Here is a 17,503-nt window from a genome sequence, read left to right on the forward strand (position 1 = left end):
ATGAAGAAGAAATATCTCTCAACAGGGAATGAAGCATGCGGCGAAGGCGCCATAAGAGCGGGGTGCCGGTTCTATGCGGGATATCCCATAACCCCCCAGAACGAGCTTACCGCTTATATGTCCAAACGCATGGAGGAAGAGAACGGCGTTTTCATACAGGCTGAGAGCGAACTGGCCGCCATCAACATGGTCTACGGGGCTTCTTCCGCGGGTGCCAGGGCCATGACCAGTTCTTCCAGCCCGGGGATAAGTCTCAAGCAGGAAGGCATTTCCTACATGGCGGGAGCGGAACTGCCCGGGGTCATCATCAATGTAATGAGGGGCGGGCCGGGACTGGGCAATATCGCCCCCGCGCAGGGAGATTATTTCCAGGCCACCAAAGGCGGAGGGCACGGTGATTACAGATTACTAGTCCTGGCTCCTTCAAGCGTGCAGGAGATGTTCGATTACACCTACAGGGCTTTCGCGCTCGCCGATACATACAGGAATCCTGTGATGATACTAGCTGACGGGCTTCTCGGGCAGATGATGGAGCCGATCGAGTTCGATGAAGGCCTGAAGCCATCGGGGATAGTGGATAAACCGTGGGCTATGACGGGCGCGGCAGGGCGTGAAGCGCAGAGCATAAAAAGCCTTATACTGACTGAAGGCGGGCTTGAACGGCACAACAAGAAGCTCCAGAACAAATACGAATCCATGCGGGAAAACGAGACCACCGCGGAAGCTTACAGAACGGATGAGGCGGATATAGTCATAGTGGCCTACGGATCCGTCAGCCGGATAGCCAGAAGCTGCGTGGACTCTCTCAGGAATAACAGCGTAAAGGCAGGGCTGCTGAGGCCTGTCACGTTATGGCCTTTTCCCCGGCAGGAAATCGAGCGGCTTACCGAAGAAGGAAAAAAGATCCTCGTCGTCGAGATGAGCTCCGGACAGATGCTCGAGGATGTCAGACTGGCCGCCTGTAAAAAGGATCAGGTCTCTTTCTACGGAAGAATGGGCGGGGGCGTGCCAACGGAAGAGGAGATCGCACAAAAGGTCCGGGAAGAACTGAAATGACAAAAGAACACTTGGTACCAGGATCGATGAAAGATGCGGCCACGCATTATTGTCCCGGCTGCGGGCACGGGCTGATACACAGGCTCGTATGTGAAGTAGTGGACCAGCTGGGGTTGCGTGAGAAGACGATCGCTATTGCTCCGGTAGGCTGCGCGGTGCTGGCATATGACTATTGGGATTTTGATACGATGGAAGCGGCCCACGGGAGGACGCCCGCAGTAGCTACCGGGGTGAAAAGGGTCCTTCCCGATAAGCTGGTCTTTACCTATCAGGGAGACGGGGACCTGGCAGCCATAGGCACGGCCGAGATAATACACGCGGCAAACCGCGGAGAGAAAATATCGGTTATATTCGTCAATAACGGCGTTTACGGCATGACCGGCGGGCAGATGGCGCCTACCACGCTTCTCGGGCAGACCACGGCTACTTCGCAGTATACACGAAGGGCCCAGAAAGAAGGCTATCCGCTTAACGTGATGGAAATGATGAAGGTCCTGCAGGGAGTGGTTTACCTGGAGAGAACGGCGGTATATTCGCCGAAAGAGATATTTGCCGCCAAAAAAGCCATACAGAGATCCTTTGAATGCCAGTTGCAGGGCAAGGGTTTCTCCATGGTGGAGATAATCTCGCCATGCCCGACCTACTGGGGCATGTCGCCGCAGGAAGCGATGGACCGGATAAAAGACGAGGTCGTGAAGGAATATCCGCTCGGAGTGATCAAGGACGAAACATGAAAAGCAAAGTAAAAGAATCCATAATATGCGCCGGTTTCGGGGGCCAGGGGATAATGACCCTCGGCAAGGTCCTGGCGCAGGCTGGCATGATGATCGGTCTTAACGTGACCTGGATGCCGTCCTACGGGGCGGAAGTGCGGGGGGGCACGGCACACTCGATGGTCAAGATCAGTTCTGATCCGATAGGAAGCCCCTTGGTGACCGAAGCTGATACCGCCGTTATCATGAACGCGCCGTCTTTGGAGAAATTCGAGGCCAGAGTCAGAAAGGGAGGACTCGTGATACTCAATGAGTCCATGTGCTCGGGGGATGTGAAGGCGCCGGGAATAGATGCGGTCAAAGCTCCCCTTACCGACGAGGCCATAGCGCTGGGCAACGTGCGGGTGGCGAACATGATAGCCGCGGGGATATTCGCCTCCAGAAAGGGCCTTTTCGGGAAGGAAGTGCTAATAGAAGTCGTAAAGATCCTGGGGGCGGGAAGAAAACAGATAATACCGGTGAACATAAAGGCCGTGGAAAAAGGTTTCCAGATCGATTCTTCCCTCGCCGGGAGCGTGAAAGGATAAAACATGATGACCGTCAGATTCGCGCCTAGCCCTACAGGCTACCTGCATCTGGGAAGCGCCAGAACGGCACTTTTCAACTGGCTGTTCGCCCGCAAGAACGGCGGAAGGATGCTGCTCCGGGTCGAGGATACCGACAGGACCAGATCCAGAAAGGAATTCCTTGAGGAGATACTCGAGGATCTCAAGTGGCTGGGTCTTGACTGGGACGGTGATATCGTCTACCAGAGCGACCGCTTCGACCGCTACAGGAGCAGGGCCGAAGAGCTTCTCAAGGAGGGCAAGGCCTACAGGGAAGGCGAAGCCATAATATTCGGTGTCGAGAAGGGCGTTCCGCTAGAACTTAACGACATGGTACACGGACGGATAGTCTTCAACACCGACCAGATAAAGGACCAGGTGATGATCAAGTCCGACGGTTCGCCCGCGTATAACTTCTGCTGCGTGGTCGATGACATGGATCTTGAGATAACTCATATCATAAGGGGGGATGACCACATATCCAATACGCCCAAGCAGATGCTTTTTTACCGCGCTTTCGGGGCCGAGCCTCCCAGGTTCGGTCACATGCCTCTTATGATGGGTGCCGACGGAGCCAAGCTTTCAAAGAGGCACGGAGGTGTGTCCGTTGAAGAATACAAAAAGGAGGGTTTCCTGCCGCAGGCGGTGGTAAACTACCTCATGCTCCTGGGATGGTCCCCGGGGGACGACAGGGAGATAATCACGCTCGATGAGGCCGTCGAGATATTCGATATAGGACACCTGACCGACGTGCAGTCCAAATTCGACATACAGAAATTCAAATGGATCAACGCCGAATACATAAAGTCCACCGGCACAAAAGAACTGGCCGATCTGCTCAGCAGGCATCTCGCCGAAAGCGGGATAGACATCTCGGGGATGCCAGATGAGAATTTCCGCGAGCTTGTCGGGCTCTACAAGGTCAGGATAAAGACGCTGGGTGAATTTTACGAACTGACCGACTGCTTTTTCACGGATGATTATGCGGTGGAGGAGAAGGGCCGCCGTAAATACCTCGAGCCCGCGGGGAACAGGGAGAACCTCAAGGTCTTCGCCGATGCCCTCGAAGGGCTGGAAGAGTTCTCCCACGAGCGGATAGAGTCCATTTGCCGGGATATCGCCGAGGAAAGGGACCTCAAGGCGGCACAGATAATACATCCCACCCGCATGGCGATAAGCGGCAAGACCAGAGGCGCGGGGCTATTCGAGATGATGGAGCTTTTGGGCAAGTCAAAGGTCATAGAAAGAATGAGAAGGGCTGCGGGATAAGCACCATGGAGAAGGCAAGAACGAATTTCATCAGGCAGATCATAGAAGAGGACCTGAAGCAGGGAAAGAACCAGGGCAGGGTCCACACGCGATTTCCGCCGGAACCGAACGGCTACCTGCATATAGGGCACGCCAAATCGATAGGCCTGAACCATGGCATCGCAAGGGACTATAACGGAAAGTTCAACCTCAGGTTCGATGATACCAATCCCTGCAAGGAAGAACAGGAATACGTTAACTCCATCATAGAGGACGTCAAATGGCTGGGCGCCGACTGGGAGGGAAGGCTCTTTTTCGCTTCCGATTACTTCGCTAAAATGTACGAGTATGCCCTTGAGCTCATCAAAAAGGGCAGGGCCTACGTGTGTGATCTCAGCCTCGACCAGGTCAGGCAGTACAGGGGTACGATAACTGAACCGGGAAAGGACAGCCCCTACCGTGACAGGACCGTCGAGGAGAACCTTGAACTTTTCGAGGCTATGCGCGGGGGCGAGTTTCCCGACGGCTCCAGGACGCTTCGGGCGAAGATAGATATGTCGCATCCGAACCTCCTTATGAGGGACCCGGTAATGTACAGGATACTTCACGCCGCGCACCACCGCACGGGCAAGGAGTGGTGCATATACCCGATGTACGACTGGGCCCACGGGCTTGAGGATTCGATCGAGCGCATTACACATTCATTGTGCACTCTCGAGTTCGAGACCCACCGGCAGCTTTACGACTGGTTCCTGGAAGAGCTCGGGGCATACCATTCTCAGCAGATAGAATTCGCCAGGCTCAACCTGAGCAATACCGTCCTGAGCAAGCGCAAACTGCTGAATCTTGTAGAAGAAGGACATGTAAGCGGATGGGATGATCCCAGAATGCCCACCATCTCTGGACTGAGAAGGAGGGGATATACCCCGGATTCAATAAAAAGGTTTTGTGATGTAATAGGCGTGTCAAAGGTGAACAGCATCGTGGACATAAACGTGCTGGAGAACTGCCTTCGGGAAGAGCTGAACATGACAGCGCCTCGCGTAATGGCGGTCCTTGACCCGCTAAAGGTCGTTATAACGAATTACCCAGAGGGAAAAGAAGAAAAGCTGGAGGCCATTAATAATCCGGAGGACCCCAAAGCCGGCACGCGAACAGTGCCCTTCTCGCGGGAGATATATATTGAAAAAGCTGATTTTATGGAGAACCCTCCGAAAAAGTTCTTCCGCCTTGCTCCCGGGCGGGAAGTCCGCCTCAGGTATGCGTATTTCATCACATGCAAGGAGGTCGTTAAGGACAGCCGGGGGAATATTACCGAACTCAGATGCACCTACGATCCCGCGACGAAGGGAGGGGACGCGCCCGACGGACGGAAGGTCAAGGGCACGCTTCACTGGGTATCCGCGCTTCACGCGGCCGAGGCAGAAGTGAGGCTTTATGATTACCTTTTTACCGAAAGGGACCCTGACCAGACAGAAGAAGGGAAGGATTACCTCTCGAACCTAAACCCTGATTCGGTGAAAATACTTTCCTCCTGCCGGGTGGAACCTTCTCTTAAGGAGCCCGAGCCGGGTCGGATGTACCAGTTTGAGAGAAAGGGATATTTCTATACGGACCCTGTGGATACATCCGCGGCCAGGCCTGTTTTCAACCGTACTGTGACCCTGCGGGACACCTGGGCGAAGATAGCCAAAAGGCAGAAGGCGAAGTAAAAAATACTTTAAAAATAAGCGCCTTGTAGTATAATAATTCCCTCTGGAACAATATAGGCGCTGGGATGTGGTGTAATTGGTAACACGAATGACTCTGGATCATTTGTTCCTGGTTCGAGTCCAGGCATCCCAGCCATAAATATACAAAAAAACCCGCTTTTCAGCGGGTTTTTTGATGTCTAACGCATCAAGAACCTATTTATTCTCGATCGTCTTTTCCCTGATGGTCTTGAGCATCAGATAACGGATGTTCGCCGAGTTCAGCGGAATGTTCTTAAGACGCGAGACTTCCAGCAGGCCTTCGACGGATCTGCTCAGGACGGGTGAGGTAATGTTCTTGGCACGGTTTTCCATGTATAACCTGAAAGAGTCGTCGATGTTGGTCGTCGTGGTCTGTGTGATCTTTTCCCACTGGGCGTCAAAGAGCTGCCTTGCCGTCAAAAAGTAAAGGAAGGTCTTTTTAAGGTCCTCAAGAGGCAGTTCCATGAGCCTGCCGAACTCATAATTGGCTTTCTGGTAACGTTTCACGTTTTCCATGAAAGGCTTGACGTTATAGCTGTCATGGCCCGAATACGACCAGAGCAGAGTGAAGTCATATCCGGCCTTCTCGAGCCTGAACAGGTTCTTCTCAAGGTCCTTGGGGCCTATTTCTCCCATACCGACAGGCCGGCCTTCGGGTTTCTGCCCGAGGTATTTCCACAGCTTCCTGGTGGACATGTCTATGGGCCAGAGGCCCTCTACATCGATATTGTAAGATTCCAGGCTTTCCCAGTAATGTATCATCAGAACATCGACCCCGCCGGCTATGGGGGCCCAGTACCTGAGGTCTTCCGGCCAGCTCCTGAATCCCACCGAAACCGGTATGGAGGGGCCGATGGCATCTTTCAGAAGGTAAAGCCCTTCTCCCACGAAGTTGACCAGATCAGGGAAGTTCTTTCTTGTCGCAAGTCCGGTGGCGTTGGCAGGTTCGTTCATTATTTCCGCCACAGCGACATACCTGGAGAACCGCTCATCCTGGCTCATTATCTTCATGATCTTCCAGGTAAGGGCGAGAACCTTTGTTTTGATGATCGGGTCGGTCACTGCTTCGGAATGCTCGCCCACGGTGTACATCCGCAGCGGTCCCTCGTTCTTGACATTATCCCCCAGAAGAAAATCGAAAAGCGAGAGGATAACGTAAAGGCGCCTTCCGGTATCTTTCTCCACCTGTTCAAGGATGTCAAAAAGTGCCCGGAAATCCCTGAGAACGTGTTTTTCAACCCCGGGAAGTTCTCCAGAGCCGTTGGCGCTGAAAAGCGCCTGTTCGTTGGCGTTGAGGTATTCGGCGAGCCTCTCCACGCTCATCCCGGCCATTTCCTGGAGGGTCTTCTCCATACCTTCGCCGAAACCCAGTATGTCCCTGCCTTTCTCGTCCCAGGTGAAGACCCCTTCAAGGTGGCCCAGCATGAACAGGCGCACCATATCGATCCTGTGGTTTGAAAAAAGAGTGAAATCCTCAAGAGTGGTCTTTTTGGTCATGTCGCTGGAGAGTCCCAGATGCCTGGGATCTGTGGGTTTCATCCCGACCGCGGGGTAGACCTGGGGAACCTTTAGTACGGCCTCGGATATATCAAGCACCGTAAAGGGATAGTTCAGCCCCACGAAATAACCCCCGGCTTCACGGACTATGCGGGTTATCTGCCAGGATGCTGGGTCCCTTTTGAAGCGACCGAAGTCTATGTTTTTCACACCCGCAGGCCGGGTGTATTCGCGCGGGCTTATCGCGAGATTCACCAGGGATACTTTTATGTCTCGTATCTCCGTGGGCCCGTGCGAGGCCTCGAAGTTAAGTACTACTGAGGTGACGCTCTTTGGATCGAACCCCGGCATTACAAGCCCCTTTGGCATGGGATTGGTCAGTGAGACGTCCAGTTGCGCAAGGCTGGGCAGTCCTTCCGAAAGTGATATATTGGGTCCGAACATGATATTACCCTTATTGTCCATAATGCCTATTCTGGCCCTGAAGGGTCTCTGCCACACGTCGGTGGTGTCGGTCAGGGGGCTCATCAGCACTTCCAGGTGCATATTATCAAGATCGACAGGTTCATCCCCCAGCTCGCGGACCAGCTCAACTTTGTAATACGGGTTTTCCCAGTCGATGCCCCCCTTCATGCGTATGGTGGCGTCAAGCTGGTAAAGGTCTTCCCGCATCTTTTGCACGGTTAATCCGCCCTCTGAGATCTTCCCGTCGGGACGGACGTCTATCTCCCGGTAGCCCCCGAGTCCCTGCACGTCGCGCAGGCGCCATTCATCATCAAAGGGGATAAGCCGTCCCTGGCGTATTTTCATCGGCTCAAGTACTATCGGCAGCATGTTCGCTGTATGGGGATCGAGGGTTTTTATCCTCAGAGTGAACTGCGAGCTATCGATCAGGTCCTGGAGACTCTCGTATCCGCTGAATATGTCAAGGGGAAGAGTAAGGTAGACGCGGCCCTCGAGATTGCATGAGTCGAAGTTCTTGACCGATGAACGGACGTTGCCCTTGTTATCCCTTATGGTGAGGGCGAAAGTCCCTTTTTGCTGACGGAGCTCTTTGGGAACGAACGCTGAAAAGCTTAAGAAAAAATTTTCAAGGTTGCCGGTTAACGGATCGTCCGCACCCGCAGCCGGGGATATTTTCGGGGTAAAATCAAGGTCCAGTCCCCCGCCCATATGCGATATTATCGTGCTTCCCTTGACGAAAGAGGGAAGGTACACGTTCTCGATGGCATAACCGTTCTTTGTCATCTGCCATTTCAGGCTGGCCGGATCAAGATCGATGCCTTCTATATCGAAATTATTGAACGAAAAGGAAAGGAAAGGAAAATGCTTTGCCCCTTCCATGAAGTAATATTCTATCAAAAAGAGTATGGAGTTTTCCGGATTGAAGACCTGATCTTCGTAACGGCTCACAACCTCTTCTGGTATCTCCATTTCGACGTGATATGTGCCGGCTTTACGGGTATTTATAAATTCGCTTTTATCGTAGAAGTCGGCCCATTCGCCGTCGGTCTCGGATTTCATGACCACCCGCAGCCTGTTCGGGATGGGATTATCCGGGATGATCGCTTCTTCGGGGATATGAATATCGATCGAAACCGTTTTCCCGGGAATGTTCTTTTGTATGTAGTCGTAGGATATTCCCGAATAATATTTAAGGTTCAGGGCCCCTCCGTAACTGATGCGTCCTTTCTGGTCCTTATCCAGGGCCCCGGAGTGGACGAAATATGTCCGGGAGGGGGCGATCTTTATATCAGCAGGCAGGATCTTCTTTCCGGGAAGCTCCATTGAAAGGGGGCTGGTCTCGTCGATCTGCCAGTTACCCTCAACCGGCAAGTCCCCGTAATAGGTTCTCTCCGCTACAGGCGCAGATCCTGCAAGACCGCATAAAAGCATGCCTGCGATGACCAAAGAACATATCGTTTTTATTTTCATAGATATCTCTCCCGAGGTTTTTATTTTTAACAACAGGGCAACTTATTGCCTTATATAAAGTTATATCATAATTCTGACGATATCAAAGTAACAATTGTGAAAAAAGAAGATGACGCAAAATACAGCTTCCGGAAGAGTTCGTTCAAGTTGACAAATCAGCCCCCCTATGTTAACATTTTTACCTACAGAAGCAGGATTTAATCGGTGGCCCCATCGTCTAGCCCGGTCTAGGACACCAGATTCTCATTCTGGCGACAGGGGTTCGAATCCCCTTGGGGCTGCCATTGATATATCTGAGACCGGTTTTGCGCGAGTGGCGGAACGGCAGACGCACCAGCTTGAGGGGCTGGCGGGGGAGACCCTGTGCGAGTTCAAATCTCGCCTCGCGCACCATCTAACAAAAAAACCCGCTGCATACAGCGGGTTTTTTCCTGTAAGGGCCGTTCTATCCTCCGAAGTTCTCTTTCACGCTTTTTTCATAGACCTTTAGCCAGAACAATAGCGGGCTTATCACGTGCAGCACCGCCCAGATCAGCCCATGTACTCCGTCCCTGGAAGCACCCCTTTTGATGTAATGCTTGTAGAAAAGTTTCACGGATTTGTAAAGAAGACGTTTTTTTATGGGCCCAAGCGGCGGGTATCCGTTCTCCCTGATGTAAGAGGCCGATTCGATATCCGTATAATAGTTCCATCGGGCGATAACCTGGCGGATCGAGTCGAAGTTATAGTGAAGGACAAAAGAATCAATTTCACCCGTTCTACCGTCGACCCGGAGGGTTTCATGTATCTTGCTTCCCGTGTAACGGGCCCTTCCTTTTCTGAAGAGCTTGACCGCCTTCTCCTGACCGGCGTGCTTGAGGGGAACACCGAAGACACAGTCGCGGCGCACCAGGGAGAAGGCCGCCGCATCAGTTCCACCGGCAATAGCGTTTTTTATGGCCCTGGCGGTTTCTTCGGGGACCTCTTCATCGGCGTCCATCTGAAGGATCCATTCACGTTCAGCCGCTTCAATGCCCAGATTGCGCTGGTTATCGAAGTTCCCCGAGGCGGGGTTGACTATCACTTTGGCCGCGAATTCGCTCCGGGCTATGCCAGCCGTATCGTCCGTGGAGACATCGTCCACGACGATTATCTGCGAGGCCAGACTGGAAACGGAGGAGAGGCATCTGCGTATCTTTTTCTCCTCGTTCTTGGTAATTACGACTACTGCCAGATCAGGTTTATCCATCTTCATCCCCGGTTACACGTTGAATTTTATCGAAAGAATATCGCCATCCTTGACCACGTAATCTTTGCCTTCCAGGCGGAATTTGCCCGCATTCTTGACCTCGCGTTCCGAACCGGCGTCCTTAAGGTCCTCGAAGGAGAAGACCTCGGCGCGGATGAAGCCTCGCTCCAGATCCGAATGGATCTTCCCCGCGGCCTTGACCGCGGTAAGTCCGCGAGGAATGGTCCAGGCCCTCACTTCGTCCTCTCCGACCGTAAAAAAACAGATAAGCCCCAGGGTCTCATAGGCTTTGCGTATGAACGAGTTCAGCGACAATTCTTCAATGCCCAGATCCTCGAGAAAGTCCTCGCGGTCCTCTTCATCTAGCTTGCGTATTTCCATCTCGATGTTCGCGGACATGGCCATGCAGCTGGGCAGATCCTTGACGTTATCGGTCGTTTCGGTTGACTTCAGCGCGTTATCGGAAACATTAAGAAGGGTAAGATAGGGCTTCAGTGTGAGGAACTGGAAAGACCTTACGGTTTTTTCTTCGGCTTCGGTCAGTTCCGCTTCGGATGCGGGAAGCTCCTCCAGGAGTTTTTCCATCACTTTTCTGAGCGCTGCCAGTTCCGTCTTTTCCTCTTCGGTCCCCGCCCCCTTGGATACGGATTTGTCAAGCCGTTCGATGCGCTTTTCGGCTATGGACATATCGGCGACGATAAGCCCCGTTTTTATCTGCTCGAAATCCCGCTGCGGGTCTATCGTTTCCATGGGGTGGGGCACGTTGGGGTTCTCAAAAGCCCTGAGCACGAAAACGAAGGCTTCTACTTCGCGGGCCGATGCGATGACCTTTGGGTCGGACGAGTCATTTATGCTGCCGGGGATATCGACGAACTCAATCGTGGCATGCACGGTCTTCTTGGGTTTGTAGAGATTCGAAAGCCAGTCCAGCCGTTCGTCGGGCACTTTCACCACTGCCAGATGAGCCTCGATCTTACCGAAAGAACCCACCTCTTTTTCGGCGCCCGTGAGCGCGTTGAAAACGGTGGTTTTACCGGAGCTCTCCAGTCCGATGATCCCGAGTTTCATTGCTGCACCTCTGTCTGTTCAGCGCACATTGGCATTGGGCCCTCCCTTGATGATCTTTTTGTCCCGGACCTCTTTTACGAGGACCCTGCCGTAACCATTCACGGTCAGAAGCACCGTATGGGTGCCCACTTCCAGCCAGGCCCTTTTTCTGTGGAAAGGGCGCACGAAAGGTATGCGCAGCAGTTCCTTCCGGGAAAGACCGGTGCGGGGGCAGCGCGTCTTTTTCTTGACGAGGATGCCATCCTCGTCAACTCCGCCGTAACTGTACCGTACCGCACGGCGATTGCCGTTTTTGACCATGTAATGGCGGATCATCCCGCCGCCCACGGCCACCGGGCCGTTGGTAACTATGTAGAACTCCTCTTCCGCTCGGGCGGTAAGCGCCCCGCAGAGCAAAAACATGATAGATATGAACCAAAGGATCTTTTTCACAAATGGTATGATATCACGAAAAACGGCATACCGCAATAGAACAGCCTGTTGGAGAAAACGCCCCTTGTGTGTTATACTTTAGTGGTCGATCAGTTATCCGGTGCAATATGCTTAGATCAAGAACCTTACATATCATCCTGCTGGTCCTGGCGGCGGTTTTTGTTTATGCCAATTCCCTGGGCGGGGATTTTGTCTATGATGACAAGCCCATGATCGTGCAGTACGATCTCATTCACCAGATAAACAATCTCCCCAGGGCGTTCACGTCCCCGACAACGATTTACGGCAATGTCAACTATTACAGGCCGCTGCAGACGGCCTCCTACATGATAGATTATTTCCTTTGGGGTGAATATCCCGCGGGATTCCATCTGACCAACATCCTGCTGCATATTGCCGTGGTCATCATGGTCTATACCCTTATCCTGCTGCTCTTTAAAAGCAGGCCGGTCGCTTTTATGGCGGCAGTAATGTTCTGCGTCCACCCAGTCCACACTACGGTCGTATCGTATATAGCGGGCAGGGCCGATTCCATGCTTTGTGTGTTCATGCTGGGGTGCTTCGTCTCTTACATAAAATTCCGCTACGGGGGCAAAAGCCTCGCCGTATATGCGCTTTCGGTGTTTTTCTTCGGGCTGTCGCTTATGGCAAAAGAGACGGCCATGATCATACCGTTCGCTATCGCGCTTTTCGAACTTTACGGGCGCAGGTACACAAAAGTTCAGGCACCCCAAAGAAAAGGGCCCTGGCAAGCAGCTTTCTGGGCGGTTTTACTCTTATATGTTTTGTTCCGTGCAACAAAGATGAGCTTTTTCGTCGAGGGTGCCATGGCGCCTTTTCCGCTGGCGAACAGGCTGATGACGGCCCCTTATGTCGCCGGCCAGTATTTCCGGCTTTTGTTCCTGCCCGTTGACCTTCACATGGGCAGGCAGCCCTGGCTGGCCAGCACCCTGTTCGAAGGCAAAGTTCTGCTGTCCCTGGTCGCGGTCGGCTTGATATATTTCTACGCTTACCGCATGAGGAAAAAAGAAAAAGCCGTCTGGTTCGGGCTCTTGTGGTTCGCGGTCATGATATTCCCCACACTGAACATTATAGCGCCGCTTTTTTATACGATAGCGGAGAACTGGCTGTATGTGCCCTCGATCGGGCTTTTCCTTGCGATAGCTGCTGTCGCATCGAGCATTTACGCGAAACTGGCCTCTTCTTCTGTTAAAGTCACGCGCTGGGCCGTAACAGTTCTGGTCGGCATGTACGTTGCCACAATGGCAGCCGTAACAGTATCGCACAACAGGGTCTGGAAGAACGAAATAACCCTGGGATTAAATACTATCAGGTTCAGCCCCAGGGAGTTCAAGATATACAATAATGTTGGCGTGGCATACCTATCCCGCGGGGACCTGGACAAGGCGGAGGAATATTTCTGGAAATGCCTTGAGATAAAGCCCGACACAGGGATGGCTTATTTCAACCTGTACAGGGTGTATATGCGCAGGGGCGATCGCGCGAAGGCCCGCCAGTATTTGGACAGGGCCAGAGAGCTGGACCCGGGCAGAGTAGGGATACTTATAAAAAAAATGGGCATCACCGATCAAATATAAATAAAAGCTGGAGGAAGTTTTGAAGAGAAAAAGAAGAAAAAAAGTCGAGCAGGCACCTGTGGAGAGTCCCCGGCAAGAGAAGAAGGCCGAAGCAGCCGGATCAAAAAAATACGCAAGACCATATAAAACATGGCACGTTATTGTAATGTGCGTGGTCGTTTTCTGCGTGGCTTTTATGGTCTACGCGAACACGCTCAAGGGGGATTTTATATGGGACGATGAATATCTTATCCTCAACAACTCCCAGATAAAGAGCTTCGTACACTTAAAGAACGTCTTCAAGACCTATGTGGGCTACGGAAGCGAGAACATAAACAATTTTTACAGACCCATCCAGGAGATATCGAACATGATAGATTATTTCCTGTGGGGCGAATATCCTTTCGGGTACCACCTGACCAATGTCCTGCTGCAGGCTTTGGTTTCGGTGATGGTGTTCATTTTTATCCTGAAGCTTTCGGAGAACCTGATGATAGCCGGCGTCGGGGCTCTTTTCTGGGCGGTACATCCGGTGCATACCGAGGCGGTGGCATATATAGCCGGCAGGGCGGATCCCCTTTACGGGCTTTTCATGCTGCTTTCGGTCGTAAGTTTCATATCCTTCGCCCGGAGGGGCGGTGCTGGCAGGGGAGCCAGGGTCTCTTACGTTCTTTCTATCGCCTTCTTCGTGCTGTCGCTGCTTTCCAAGGAGGTCATAATCTCCATGCCTCTTCTGATATTTTTGTATCTTTTTTATTTTCTGAGAAGGACGGAGAAGGATAATATCTTCCGCAGGCTTAAATGGAGCTGGGTCCCTTACGCGGCGATAGTGGTCATTTATGCATGGTTGCGATCGACGGTGCTGAGCTTTGCCGATATAGCGCCGCCTTCAGCTTTCAACAAGATACCGCTTGCACTCAGGCTCATGACGTTCTTCAGGACTATTATCATATACGTGAAGCTATTAATATTCCCGGTGGGCCTGCACATGGAAAGGTCTATCGCGATCACAAAAAGCGTTTTTCATCCCTCGGCTCTGATCGCGCTTATCTTCATCGCGGCGGTGATATGGACGGCGATAAAAACCTATAAACATAACAGGCTGGTGTCTTTCGCGATAGTATGGTTCTTTGCCAACCTGCTGCCGGTCTCGAACATAGTCCCCATAAACAGTTTTCTCGCGGAACACTGGATATACATAGCTTCCATAGGGCCGTTCATGCTCGTTGGTGTCGGGGTCTACAGGTTGTATGCCGGGAAACTGGCCGGAAAGCGGCCCCTGAGGATAGGATTATTGCTGGCTCTTGCGCTTGTTCTTTTACTCTACGCAAGAGCTACGGTCCTGAGGAACAGGGACTGGAAGGATGAGATATCCTTCTTTAACAGCACCCTTAAATATCATCCCAAGAACGCCAGACTGTATCTTAACCTCGGCAATACCTATTATGAAAAGGGCCAGATAGAGAATGCCATCGAGCAGTACAGAAAGGCGATAGACATAAACAAGAACTATGCGGTGGCCTTTGGCAATATAGGAAGCGCGTACCTGCATAAAAAACAGCCCGATAAGGCGGAAGAATACCTGGAAAAAGCCATAGGTCTTAAATATAATTATCCTATAGCACACTATAATCTGGGGATAGTGTACTTCCAGCGCAGAAAATACGGCGAAGCGCTTAAAGAGCTTAAGGTCGCAACCGAACAACTCCCCCAGCTTTACCAGGCATGGAACATGATAGGTCGGGTGTACATACGAATGGGGAATAAAGAGGGGGCCATAGACGCTTTTCAGAGGTCTCTGGCGATAATGCCCAAACAGCCTTCAATAGAAAGAGTGCTCAAAAAACTACATCTAAGTGGAGCGAGCAGACAAAAATAAGCCTTGTTTCTTAATCTTTATCCCATAAAGAGGGCATAAATAGCACATATTTTAAGAAATAAACCCAAAAATGTGCTCAAAATCAATGAAGAAGCTTATCCCGGTAAATATGATTGCATGGCTGGAGATCCTGATAGGTGTCTGCACTTTGATCGGTTCGAGTTATATAAGATTCGGTGGGATTCCCGGATTTCCCCCAAAACCACTAAATGTATATATATTTGTTACACTTACGGCAATAACAGCATTCATATTAGGTATAGGGGTTCTAAACAGGAGAAGATGGGCTATACGGTTGCTTATTTTCTTCAGCGGGTATATTATTTTGACTAAACTGCTCATATATTCAGGTCTATTGACATTTTCCGGGTCCATTTTTACGATCTTGCCGGTGCATATCAAAGACGGGATCTCGATATTATATCATTCCCTGGTGATAATCATCCTGACATCTTACGAAGAGACACAAGGCTGAATCTGTTCTATACAGATTGAATTATTTTAACTCAGCTTATAAATTATGTGTGTAAAAATTGACTTTTAATCTATAGTTATGTATATTAATATAACTAGCAATTCAAAAGTTAGATAATAAAAATATTCATCAAAACTAGGTTTTGTTTTTTTATTTTGAGGAGGATATGATGGCCAGGACGAAAAAGACCGTTAGAGCTTTCAGGGTATGCCCGGAGAACGAGAAGGACCAATTCAGGCTTGATATTCTAGGCATCCTGAAGACAGAGAAGAAACCTTCCATTAGCGAGATCAGTAAGAGAGCCGGTGAACCGGCTGATAAAGTGGCAGGCTTTATCAATTCCTGTGTGAAAAAGGATATCCTGGAGGTTTCCGGTGACAAGGGCGAAACCGTCAAGTTCAACACTTCTTATGGCAGGATACTGGGTGTGGGGTTCAATTATGAGGAATGCGTGCTTACTGTAATGGATCTGAAGGGCGAGACGCTGGACAGAGAGATCATCAATGTGGGTCTATTGAATAAAATAAAAGGGAAGAACAAGGAGATAAAAGAGATAGTTTCAAAGATCGACGAAGCCAGTCGCCTTAAAGATTCCGAATTCTGCTGCGCCGGTCTTGCCGTATCTTCTATTCTTTCCGAAAAGAATTCCAAGGCGAGCGACATACTGGCCGATGGGATAAGCCGTACATTCGGATGCGATGTATACATTACTTCGGATACTACTGCCGCCGGTTACGGGGAAAGGGATTTTGGCAGTGTGACCGGAGGGGAGGATGTCCTGTACATGTATTCGGACGTCGGCGATGGTGTAGTGCTCAAGGGCGAGATGATCTTTGAAGCCAGAGAAAAAGATAACGGCGATACCAGCGAATATCTGCGCTCCTGGAGCCAGTTCAGTATAGTCGAGACAGCGAAGAACCTTGTGGGTAAAGGGGTGGGTACGGATATTGTGAACATGGTAGATGGCGATATTGACGCCATAACGCTTGAAGTCGTCCTTAGGGCGGCAGATAACGACGATGAACTGGCGGAAGATCTGGTAAAGCGGTCGGGCCTGGCTTTGGGCGTCAGGATAGCGTACCTTGTGAACATGTTCAATACCGGAATGGTCATACTCGGAGGAGGCACGGAAAAGAAAGAAGGCCGCTTTTTGGATTTTGTAAAAGAAAGCTCAGCGAGGTTCCTGCACAAAGAAAAGAAACAGAACTTAAAGATCGTCCCAGGGAAACTGGGAGAGGAAGCACCGTCCATCGGAGCTGCTTCCTTATGCCGTCGAGAGCTATTTATGGAGGGGTGATTATGGAAAAAGAAAAAAACAAACGAATGGAAAAAAAGTGCGCCATCTGCGGCAAACCTTTTATTCCGAACAAGTATCGGCCGAACCAGCAGGTTTGTTCGAGCTTGGAGTGCCAGTACCAGCGGCAGCTTAACAACATGAAATCCTGGAGGGAGGAAAATCCAAACTACTTCAAGTACAAGGAATCCCAGGACAAATCGTGGAAGCAGGCTTGTCGCGAACGGTCGCTCGATTGGCGAAGGAAACACAAGGAGTATCTGCAGCTTTACCGGGAAGCCAATAAAGAGAGACACCGTGAGTATATGCGTGAGTATATGCGCGAGTACCGGAAAAGGAAGAAAAAGGAAGCCGAAGCCAAGAAATCCAAAGGTGAAAACAACGAAGAATAAGCTAATAGCGTCAGCTGTCAGATGAAAAGTTCACAGGATCGCGCGAATTCAGTTGTAACAGAGTTCCAAAATAAATATTTTGAGGTGCTGAGGTTGGGTAACAGCTTACAACTTAGAAAATATATTAAACAGGCGTGCACGGTTCTCATTGTTGTTCTAATGGCCATCTGTGGTAATGTGAATGCAGCAGAAGCACAAACTAGCCAGGATGATCCCCAGCAAACAGCTGAGAGCCGTGAACAGATTGCCCGATTCATAGAGAGGGCAAGGCAAAATCTTGCCGGCGGCAGACTTTCCCGTGCTGAAAGGTATATACAAAAAGCGCTCCAAATAGACCCCTCCGATAGTGAAGCCCAGACCGTATTCAATAA

Annotated in this window: 15 protein-coding genes and 3 tRNA genes; 14 read left to right on the forward strand and 4 right to left on the reverse strand. The window is 51.0% G+C overall.

Annotation, left to right across the window (positions count from 1 at the left end):
* From vorB to GF409_07130, 6 genes are all read left to right on the forward strand, one after another.
* The gene (vorB, locus tag GF409_07105) at positions 1 to 1,056 is read left to right on the forward strand and encodes a 3-methyl-2-oxobutanoate dehydrogenase subunit VorB (protein ID MBD3426978.1); all 1,056 of its coding nucleotides are present in this window, start codon (positions 1 to 3) and stop codon (positions 1,054 to 1,056) included.
* Positions 1,053 to 1,790: a 2-oxoglutarate oxidoreductase gene (locus GF409_07110; GenBank protein ID MBD3426979.1), complete on the forward strand. Its 738-nt coding sequence runs from the start codon at positions 1,053 to 1,055 to the stop codon at positions 1,788 to 1,790. Before vorB ends, GF409_07110 begins: the two co-directional genes overlap by 4 nt.
* On the forward strand, positions 1,688 to 2,356 hold the full coding sequence (locus GF409_07115; protein ID MBD3426980.1) for a 2-oxoacid:ferredoxin oxidoreductase subunit gamma: 669 nt from the start codon (positions 1,688 to 1,690) through the stop codon (positions 2,354 to 2,356). Before GF409_07110 ends, GF409_07115 begins: the two co-directional genes overlap by 103 nt.
* A 3-nt stretch (positions 2,357 to 2,359) precedes the next feature.
* Entirely contained in the window at positions 2,360 to 3,643 is a 1,284-nt protein-coding gene (locus tag GF409_07120; GenBank protein MBD3426981.1) for a glutamate--tRNA ligase, read from the forward strand.
* 5 nt (positions 3,644 to 3,648) lie between these two features.
* Entirely contained in the window at positions 3,649 to 5,334 is a 1,686-nt protein-coding gene (locus GF409_07125; protein ID MBD3426982.1) for a glutamine--tRNA ligase/YqeY domain fusion protein, read from the forward strand.
* 61 nt (positions 5,335 to 5,395) lie between these two features.
* Positions 5,396 to 5,470: transfer RNA gene (locus GF409_07130), tRNA-Gln, on the forward strand.
* A gap of 59 nt (positions 5,471 to 5,529) precedes the next feature.
* Here the strand turns inward: GF409_07130 and GF409_07135 are convergent.
* The gene (locus GF409_07135; GenBank protein ID MBD3426983.1) at positions 5,530 to 8,787 is read right to left on the reverse strand and encodes a hypothetical protein; all 3,258 of its coding nucleotides are present in this window, start codon (positions 8,785 to 8,787) and stop codon (positions 5,530 to 5,532) included.
* Between the two features lie 206 nt (positions 8,788 to 8,993).
* On the opposite strand from GF409_07135, the gene GF409_07140 reads away from it, so the two are divergent.
* A tRNA-Glu gene (locus GF409_07140) sits at positions 8,994 to 9,071 on the forward strand.
* Between the two features lie 23 nt (positions 9,072 to 9,094).
* A tRNA-Leu gene (locus tag GF409_07145) sits at positions 9,095 to 9,180 on the forward strand.
* Positions 9,181 to 9,232: 52 nt separating this feature from the next.
* Here GF409_07145 and GF409_07150 read toward each other — a convergent pair.
* Genes GF409_07150 through GF409_07160 form a run of 3 tightly spaced genes read right to left on the reverse strand, consistent with a single transcriptional unit; the run spans position 9,233 to position 11,515 of the window.
* Positions 9,233 to 10,021: a glycosyltransferase gene (locus GF409_07150; protein MBD3426984.1), complete on the reverse strand. Its 789-nt coding sequence runs from the start codon at positions 10,019 to 10,021 to the stop codon at positions 9,233 to 9,235.
* 6 nt (positions 10,022 to 10,027) lie between these two features.
* A complete protein-coding gene (gene ychF, locus GF409_07155; protein ID MBD3426985.1) occupies positions 10,028 to 11,083 on the reverse strand; it encodes a redox-regulated ATPase YchF in 1,056 nt (351 codons plus the stop codon).
* A gap of 18 nt (positions 11,084 to 11,101) precedes the next feature.
* Positions 11,102 to 11,515 carry a hypothetical protein gene (locus GF409_07160; protein MBD3426986.1) on the reverse strand — a complete coding sequence of 138 codons (414 nt, stop codon included), beginning with the start codon at positions 11,513 to 11,515 and terminating at the stop codon, positions 11,102 to 11,104.
* A gap of 107 nt (positions 11,516 to 11,622) precedes the next feature.
* Here GF409_07160 and GF409_07165 point away from each other — a divergent pair, with 107 nt between their 5' ends.
* The 6 genes from GF409_07165 to GF409_07190 all read left to right on the forward strand — a co-directional run.
* Complete coding sequence (locus GF409_07165) at positions 11,623 to 13,113, forward strand: tetratricopeptide repeat protein (GenBank protein MBD3426987.1); 1,491 nt, start codon at positions 11,623 to 11,625, stop codon at positions 13,111 to 13,113.
* Between the two features lie 19 nt (positions 13,114 to 13,132).
* Positions 13,133 to 14,971 carry a tetratricopeptide repeat protein gene (locus GF409_07170; GenBank protein ID MBD3426988.1) on the forward strand — a complete coding sequence of 613 codons (1,839 nt, stop codon included), beginning with the start codon at positions 13,133 to 13,135 and terminating at the stop codon, positions 14,969 to 14,971.
* An 85-nt stretch (positions 14,972 to 15,056) separates the two neighbouring features.
* Positions 15,057 to 15,446, forward strand: coding sequence for a hypothetical protein (locus GF409_07175; protein ID MBD3426989.1), 390 nt, complete (start codon positions 15,057 to 15,059; stop codon positions 15,444 to 15,446).
* 166 nt (positions 15,447 to 15,612) lie between these two features.
* Positions 15,613 to 16,743 carry an ROK family protein gene (locus GF409_07180; GenBank protein ID MBD3426990.1) on the forward strand — a complete coding sequence of 377 codons (1,131 nt, stop codon included), beginning with the start codon at positions 15,613 to 15,615 and terminating at the stop codon, positions 16,741 to 16,743.
* 2 nt (positions 16,744 to 16,745) lie between these two features.
* The gene (locus GF409_07185) at positions 16,746 to 17,132 is read left to right on the forward strand and encodes a hypothetical protein (protein ID MBD3426991.1); all 387 of its coding nucleotides are present in this window, start codon (positions 16,746 to 16,748) and stop codon (positions 17,130 to 17,132) included.
* A 21-nt stretch (positions 17,133 to 17,153) separates the two neighbouring features.
* Positions 17,154 to 17,503 (forward strand): hypothetical protein (locus GF409_07190; protein MBD3426992.1); only part of this gene is annotated, 350 nt, incomplete at its 3' end.

It is taken from the genome of Candidatus Omnitrophota bacterium (genome assembly GCA_014728045.1).
Classification (GTDB): Bacteria; Omnitrophota; Gorgyraeia; order Tantalellales; family Tantalellaceae; genus WJMH01.

Excerpts from the sequence above, each read along its gene's own strand:
- vorB (MBD3426978.1), top strand. The coding sequence starts at position 1 with ATGAAGAAGAAATATCTCTCAACAGGGAATGAAGCATGCGGCGAAGGC.
- GF409_07110 (MBD3426979.1), top strand. The coding sequence starts at position 1,053 with ATGACAAAAGAACACTTGGTACCAGGATCGATGAAAGATGCGGCCACG.
- GF409_07115 (MBD3426980.1), top strand. The coding sequence starts at position 1,688 with ATGCCCGACCTACTGGGGCATGTCGCCGCAGGAAGCGATGGACCGGAT.
- GF409_07120 (MBD3426981.1), top strand. The coding sequence starts at position 2,360 with ATGATGACCGTCAGATTCGCGCCTAGCCCTACAGGCTACCTGCATCTG.
- GF409_07125 (MBD3426982.1), top strand. The coding sequence starts at position 3,649 with ATGGAGAAGGCAAGAACGAATTTCATCAGGCAGATCATAGAAGAGGAC.
- GF409_07135 (MBD3426983.1), bottom strand. The coding sequence starts at position 8,787 with ATGAAAATAAAAACGATATGTTCTTTGGTCATCGCAGGCATGCTTTTA.
- GF409_07150 (MBD3426984.1), bottom strand. The coding sequence starts at position 10,021 with ATGAAGATGGATAAACCTGATCTGGCAGTAGTCGTAATTACCAAGAAC.
- ychF (MBD3426985.1), bottom strand. The coding sequence starts at position 11,083 with ATGAAACTCGGGATCATCGGACTGGAGAGCTCCGGTAAAACCACCGTT.
- GF409_07165 (MBD3426987.1), top strand. The coding sequence starts at position 11,623 with ATGCTTAGATCAAGAACCTTACATATCATCCTGCTGGTCCTGGCGGCG.
- GF409_07175 (MBD3426989.1), top strand. The coding sequence starts at position 15,057 with ATGAAGAAGCTTATCCCGGTAAATATGATTGCATGGCTGGAGATCCTG.
- GF409_07180 (MBD3426990.1), top strand. The coding sequence starts at position 15,613 with ATGATGGCCAGGACGAAAAAGACCGTTAGAGCTTTCAGGGTATGCCCG.
- GF409_07185 (MBD3426991.1), top strand. The coding sequence starts at position 16,746 with ATGGAAAAAGAAAAAAACAAACGAATGGAAAAAAAGTGCGCCATCTGC.